This is a genomic window from Erythrobacter donghaensis (assembly GCF_001557325.1).
GTDB classification, from domain to species: domain Bacteria; phylum Pseudomonadota; class Alphaproteobacteria; order Sphingomonadales; family Sphingomonadaceae; genus Erythrobacter; species Erythrobacter donghaensis_B.
Genome location: NZ_LSJS01000197.1, coordinates 1 through 6238 on the forward strand (window position 1 = coordinate 1; position 6238 = coordinate 6238).

General features: G+C 68.8%; 7 protein-coding genes. 1 reads left to right on the forward strand and 6 read right to left on the reverse strand.

Features of this window, described 5'->3' with window-relative positions; all coding sequences use genetic code 11:
• The 6 genes from AX692_RS20550 to AX692_RS11980 all read right to left on the reverse strand — a co-directional run.
• The coding region (locus AX692_RS20550) for a LysR family transcriptional regulator (RefSeq protein ID WP_073977703.1) at window positions 1-620 on the reverse strand (620 nt) is incomplete at its 3' end.
• 39 nt (window positions 621-659) lie between these two features.
• A complete protein-coding gene (gene apaG, locus AX692_RS11960; RefSeq protein ID WP_073973880.1) occupies window positions 660-1073 on the reverse strand; it encodes a Co2+/Mg2+ efflux protein ApaG in 414 nt (137 codons plus the stop codon).
• A 142-nt stretch (window positions 1074-1215) separates the two neighbouring features.
• A complete protein-coding gene (locus AX692_RS11965; RefSeq protein ID WP_073977234.1) occupies window positions 1216-3324 on the reverse strand; it encodes an alpha/beta hydrolase family protein in 2109 nt (702 codons plus the stop codon).
• 93 nt (window positions 3325-3417) lie between these two features.
• The gene (locus AX692_RS11970) at window positions 3418-4038 is read right to left on the reverse strand and encodes a 2-hydroxychromene-2-carboxylate isomerase (RefSeq protein WP_073974626.1); all 621 of its coding nucleotides are present in this window, start codon (window positions 4036-4038) and stop codon (window positions 3418-3420) included.
• Between the two features lie 12 nt (window positions 4039-4050).
• On the reverse strand, window positions 4051-5268 hold the full coding sequence (locus tag AX692_RS11975; RefSeq protein ID WP_073974625.1) for a trans-sulfuration enzyme family protein: 1218 nt from the start codon (window positions 5266-5268) through the stop codon (window positions 4051-4053).
• Between the two features lie 10 nt (window positions 5269-5278).
• Window positions 5279-5842 (reverse strand): TetR/AcrR family transcriptional regulator, encoded by a 564-nt coding sequence (locus AX692_RS11980; RefSeq protein WP_230959630.1) that lies wholly within the window; start codon window positions 5840-5842, stop codon window positions 5279-5281.
• 74 nt (window positions 5843-5916) lie between these two features.
• Here AX692_RS11980 and AX692_RS11985 point away from each other — a divergent pair.
• On the forward strand, window positions 5917-6238 hold a 322-nt coding region (locus AX692_RS11985; RefSeq protein ID WP_073977704.1), incomplete at its 3' end, for a hypothetical protein.

Here is a 6238-nt window from a genome sequence, read left to right on the forward strand (position 1 = left end):
ATCCCCGCCAGCGCCGAGGCCAGCGCCTGCCCGGGGCTCCCGGCGCGGATGCACGGGTTCACCCCCTCGGGCAGGGCCATGCCGGGCCAGTCGATCCATGCCTCGCGGTAGCTCGGCGCGGCGACCGTCACGCGCATCGCGGGGGCGAGCTGGACGCCCATGAGATCGCCCGGCCCGTCGGCCAAGCGGATCGCGATATCGAGGTTGGCCTCGGTGAAGTCGGCATGCTCGTCGGGGGCGAGGATGTACTGCACCCCCGGAGTGCCCGCCTGGAACACCGCGAGGCGCGGGGCGAGCCACTCGGCGTAGAACTCGCGCGGGACGGCGATGGTGTAGCGGTCGGAGGCCTGCCCGGCCTGCATCGCGGCGACGCTCTCCTCGAAACGCAGGAAGCCCTCGCGCAAGGGGTCGAGCCCGGCCTCGCCCTCGGGTGTGAGTTCGAGGCCCTTGGAGGTGCGGCGGAACAGGACGACGCCGAGCACGTCCTCGAGCGCGCGGATCTGCTGCCCGACCGCGGCGGGGGTGACAGCGAGCTCGTCCGCGGCGCGGGTGAAGGAGAGGTGCCGGGCGGCAGCGTCGAACACGCGCAGGGCGTTGAGGGGCAGGTGGGTGCGCTTCACGTGCCTGCGATTAGGACGCGGCGCGCCGACCCGCAAGACCTACCGCGGCGTGCGGCCCTCGGCGGTCTCGGGCGCGGTGAGCGGGAAGAAGGGGATGCGCACCTCGCAGCGCTCCCCGTCGGCGCGCTCGAAGGTGTAGAAGCCCTCCATCGACCCGAAGGGCGTCGTCAGCGGGCAGCCCGAGACATAGTCGTGGCTCTGGCCGGGCTGGAGCAGCGGCTGTTCGCCCACCACGCCCTCGCCGTCGACATGGTTGACCATCCCGCGCCCGTCGGTGATGCGCCAGTGGCGGGTGCGCAGGCGAAGCGGCTCGTGCGAGGCGTTCTCGATGCGGATATGATAGACCCAGAACCACTTGCCCGCCTCCGGATGCGACTGCTCCGGCAGGTAGTTGACGGCGACCCTCACGGTGACCCCGTCGGTGGTGGCGGCGTGCTGGAAGAATTCTTTCATGTCGCCCTTCAGGTTAGCGATTCTTCGCCGGGTCACAAGAGCAGCAACGCGCTTAATCCCGGCTGTATCCCGCAACTCGTCGCGATTTCGCCGAAGCCGGGGTCGAGCGGCGCCGGATCGACAATCGCGAAGCGCTGATCGCTCAGGGCGTCGCCGGAGCCGCGCCCTTGTCCGCCGCCGGTCCGGCCTCGCCCGCAGCCACTGTCTCGGCCACCGCCCCCCCGGGCGCGGCATCGGCGGGGTTGTGCCTGGCGAGGAAGGCGTCGAGCGCCTCGTACCAGGCCTGCGCGCTTTCGGGCTTGGAGAAGCTGTGCCCCTCGTCCTCGATCACCAGCGTCTGCGGCGGCACCGGGGCGCTGCGGCTGGCCTTCTCGAAGAGGTTGTACTGGCTCATCGGGACGATGGTGTCGGTGGTCCCCTGCGCGAGCAGCACCGGGCGCGAGAGCTGGCCGGCGAGGCGATAGGGCGACACGGCATCGAGATCGAAGGTCTTCTCCCCGCGCACCCGCGCCTGCCATGACTTGCTCGCCTTAGAGGTGAGGTAGCGGTTGTCGTAGCGCAGCATCTTGTTCCAGTCGGTCACCCCAGCCCAACTCGCCGCGCAGCGGTAGCGTTCGGGATTGCGCAGCACCGCCCACAGCGCCGCATAGCCGCCATAGGACGCGCCCACCACGCAGACGCGCTTGGGATCGGCGATTCCCTCCTTCACCGCCCAGTCCATCGCATCGTCTATGTCGTCCTGCATGCCGCGTCCGACCTGGCCCGCACCGAGCTGGTAGAAGGCGTCGCCATAGCCGCCCGAGCCGCGGAAATTGGGCTGGAGCACAGCGTAGCCGCGGTTGGCGAGCAGCTGCACCTCGTCGTTGTATTCGAGCTTGTCGCGCACCCCGAACGGCCCGCCGTGCGGCATCACGATCAGCGGCAGGTTCTTCGGCTCGCGCCCGCGCGGGAGCGTGAGGTAGCCGCGGATCACCGTGCCGTCGCGCGCGGTGTACTGCATCGGCTTGGGAGCCGAGAGCGTGCGGAAATCGATCTCCGGGCGGTATTGCGCGATTTCCTGCATATGCTTGGCAGCGGGATCGAACATGTAGAGCACGCCCGGATCGTTCTCCTGCCCGGCATAGACCAGCATGCGCGAATCATTGTCCGCGCGGCTCACGATCCACACCTCGCCCGTGCCCAGCGCCTTCCTCAGCGCACGGTACTGCTTGGCGACCTCGGGATCGAACCAGTGCACCTCGTCGCGGTCGGCGGTGAAGTAGGCGGCGTAGGGCTTGCCCTTCCTGAGCGTCACGCTATCGATGTCCCAGTCGGGATGCTCGAACACGGTCTCGATCACCTGACGGGTGGCGAAGTTGAAGCGCCTGAGGCCGACCCGGCCATTCTCGCCCGGGGCGAGCACATAGCCCTCGTCCGATCCGGTGACGATCTGGAGCGTATCGAAATAGTCGTCCTCGGCCCCCTCCCGGATCTTCGCCACCAGCTTCAGCTCGTCGGCCGCGCTGGCGCGGTAGTAGACCCGGAGCTTGCCCTCGTACCAGCCGGTGCCCATGCGCACCACGCCGTCATCGTCGGTGGTCCAGTTCCAGACCCCTTCGCGCGACGACTGGACGGTGGTGATCTTGCCATCGGGCTTCAACTCGTGGCGCTGCACCGAGGGGTAATCGTAGACCGTCTGCTGGATCGCGACGAGGACGTAGGAGCCGTCCTTGGCGATGTGGACCACGTTGTCCGCCTCGAGCACCTTGGAGCGCGAGAACAGGCGGGTCATGGCGCCGGAGGCGAGCTCGACCAGTATCAGCCGGGTGTAACGGGCGTCCTCGTCGAAGAACTTGCCGGGGGTGGAGACGCCGAGGAGCAGCTTGTCGTTGGTCACCCAGGTGTACCACGAAAGCTCGTCCGTCGGATCCGCGAGCAGCGCGCGCACCATCTTGCCCGAGGCCGTTTCGGTGATGACGAAAGTCGTCTTGCCCTTGTTCTCGCGCATGAAGGCCAACATCGACCCGTCGGGCGAAAGCTGGGTGTTCCAGAAGGCCGGACGCTTGGCGAAGTGGCCCGCTGGGATGCGCGGCGGCGGAGTCTCGGCGGTGGCGGCGGCGGGGGCCGCGGGGGCCGCGGCCGGAGCGGAAGGGACGGCGGACGGCAGGGTCGCCGTGGCAGGCGGCGCTCCCTCCTGCGCGCCCGCCGTGGCGGCAGCGAAGCTCAGGCCGGCAGCCAGTGCCAGCCCGGCGACAAACCGGAAGAGTCCCATAGCGCCCCTTGCGTCCCCTGAAGCGTAGTCGATTCGCCAAGCCTATGATTTCAGACGAGGCTGGCAAGGGGGTTGCGACGAGCGACCGGCATCTCAGCCCTTGGCGAGCAGTTCCTCGATCTGGCCGAGGCGCTCCTTGCCGAAGAACATCTCGGTGGTCCCGCCACGCGGACCGACGAACATCGTCGGAATGCCGAAAGCCCCGCGCGCGACCGCCGCATCGGTGTTGGCAACGAGGCCCTGCTTGACGTCATCGGTCTGCGCGCGGGCGAAGAGATCGGCCGCGTCGAACCCAGCCGCCGTCAGCACCGCGCCGATCGCTTGCGGAGAGGCGATGTCGAGCCCGTCCTCCCAGATCGGGCGCAGCAGGCTCTCCACGAACTGCACCCCGCGCCCGTCCTGATCGGCGGCGAACAGCATGCGCTGGAGCGTAATCGAATTGAACGGGAACTGCGGGTGGAGGCGATACTTGCCGAGGCCGTGCTTCGCGATGAAGCGTTGCATCTCGAGCATCGCATATTCGTTCTTGCCCTTGACCTCGGCGTCGCGGATCATCGGCGGGGCATTGCCGGTGAGCCTGTGCATGCCCCCGAGGAAGACGGGGATCACGTCGAGCTCGGCCTCGTAGCGGTTCAGCAATTCGCGTAGCGGCCACCAGATCAGGTAGGCGTTGGGCGAGACGAAATCGAAGACGAGTTCAACGCGTTTGGCCATTGGCGGAAGTCCTCAAATGCCCGCCGCAGCGAGCGCCTGGTCCATGTCCTCGGTGAGGTCGGCGATGTCCTCGAGCCCCACGTTGATCCGCAGGAGCCCCTCGGTCACGCCCATCGCCGCGCGGGCCTCCTCGCCCATGTTGGCGTGGGTGGTCGAGGCGGGGTGGCACATCAGCGAGCGCGCGTCGCCGATGTTGTTCGAGATGTCGATCAGCTCGAGCGCGTCGAGCACCGCGAAGGCCTTGGCGCGGGTGCCGACGTCGAAGGCGAAGATCGGACCCGTCGCCTCCATCTGCGCGAGCACGAGGTTGTGGCGCGGGTGGCTGGGAAGGCCGGGGTGGAGCATGTGCCCGCCCGCCCTCGTCACCCGCGGCTCGAGGAATTCGCCCAGCGTCACGGCGCTGCGGCTCTGGGCATGGGCGCGCAAGGGCAGCGTCTCGAGGCCCTTCAGCACCACCCAGGCGTTGAAGGCACTGAGCGTCGGGCCGGTGTTGCGCTGGAAGGGCATCAGCACCTCGTCGATCCACTGCTTGCTCGCACAGATCGCGCCCGCCAGCACGCGGCCCTGCCCGTCCATCAGCTTGGTCGCGCTATAGGCCACCACGTCCGCGCCGAACTCCATCGGGCGCTGCAACACGGGCGAGGCGAAGGCGTTGTCGACCACGGTGATGATCCCGTGCGCGCGGGCGAGGCTGCAGACGTAAGCAAGGTCGACGATATCGAGCGTCGGGTTGGCCGGGGTCTCGAAGAAGAACACCTTGGTGTTCGGCCGGATCGCGGCTTCCCACGCGGCATTGTCGGCGCTGTCGATGATCGTCACCTCGATCCCGAAGCGCGGCAGCAGGTGGTCGCACAGCCAGCGGCAGCTGCCGAAGGCGGCGCGCGCGGCGACGATGTGGTCGCCCGCCGAAAGCTGGCACAGGAGCGCGGCGGTCATCGCCGCCATCCCGGTCGCCTGGGCGCGGCAGGCCTCGGCCCCCTCCATCAGCGCGATGCGCTCTTCCAGCATCGCAACGGTCGGGTTCTGGAGGCGCGAATAGGTCATGCCCTGCGCGGCGCCCGCGAACCGGTCGGCGACGGTCTGCGCGTCGTCGTAGGTGTAGCCCGAGGAGAGGAACAGCGCCTCGCTGGTCTCGCCATGTTCGGAGCGCCAGGTGCCGCCGCGCAGCGCGCGGGTTGCGGGACGCCAGCCGTTGGTGGCGGCGCGGTCCATGCCGGTGGTCTTCTTCATGCGAGCGCCTCTAGGCTTCGAGCAGCCCGCCCGCAAGCAGGCCTTGGAGCGCGGTGTCGCGGTGGCCGACCGCGGCGAGCATCATTGCCCCCTCGATCACGGTGAGCATGAAGCGCGCAGCCCCCGCAGGGTCGGGGTCGCCCGCAGGCATGTGGCCCTCGAGCCAGACCAGCAGCTCGCCGACCATCGCCTCGGCCGCCGGGAGGAACCCCGGCAGGCCCCGCGCCGCGCCGCCGACGATCTCCCACCAAAGCTGCATGAAGGGCTGGAAGGCGGGATCGGCGTTCTGCTCGAGAATCCGGGCCATCAGCGCCTGGCGGGTCGCGGGCCGCTCGCCCTCGGCCAGCACCGCATCGAGGCCCGCCGCATAGAGCCCCGCGACATGCGAGAGCAGGTCGATGATCAGCCGCTCCTTGGTCCCGAAATGGTAGAGCAGCATCCGGTCCGACGTGCCCGCCGCCTGCGCCAGCGGCCTGAGGCTCGCCTGTCCCAACCCGTGGACGAGCACATGCCCGGTCAGCAACGGCAACAGGCTTTCTTTCGACATCGGCGGCTTTTTTGCGCGGGGCTTCATGGCGCGCTTGTAGCGGCGTGAAGGCCTTGCTACAAGCGCATGTAGCAAATGCTACATATTCGGAGAATACCACCATGCCCGAGATCCAGCCCCCCCTGCTCGCGCTCGCCATCGGCGGGCTTGCCTGCGCCGTGATCGGCATCCTTTCGGCAGCACTGAGGCCCGGGGCGCGCGGCAACGTGGTGCTCGGCGTTGTGCTTTCGGCCGCCTTCGGCACCTACACCGCCATCACCATCGCGCGCGAGGGCGTGATGCCGGTGATCGTCAACCACACCGCCAACCTGTGGGGCGTGCAGGTGTGGTGGGACCTGCTCTCGGCGCTCACCATCGCGATGGTGCTGATTGCCCCGCGCGCGAAGGCCGCCGGCATGAACCTCCTGCCCTGGACGCTGTTCG

Bases quoted from the DNA above. Each gene is read 5' to 3' on its own strand.
- AX692_RS11975 (WP_073974625.1), bottom strand. From the start codon at position 5,268: ATGAAGAAGACCACCGGCATGGACCGCGCCGCCACCAACGGCTGGCGT.
- AX692_RS11980 (WP_230959630.1), bottom strand. From the start codon at position 5,842: ATGAAGCCCCGCGCAAAAAAGCCGCCGATGTCGAAAGAAAGCCTGTTG.
- AX692_RS11965 (WP_073977234.1), bottom strand. From the start codon at position 3,324: ATGGGACTCTTCCGGTTTGTCGCCGGGCTGGCACTGGCTGCCGGCCTG.
- apaG (WP_073973880.1), bottom strand. From the start codon at position 1,073: ATGAAAGAATTCTTCCAGCACGCCGCCACCACCGACGGGGTCACCGTG.
- AX692_RS11970 (WP_073974626.1), bottom strand. From the start codon at position 4,038: ATGGCCAAACGCGTTGAACTCGTCTTCGATTTCGTCTCGCCCAACGCC.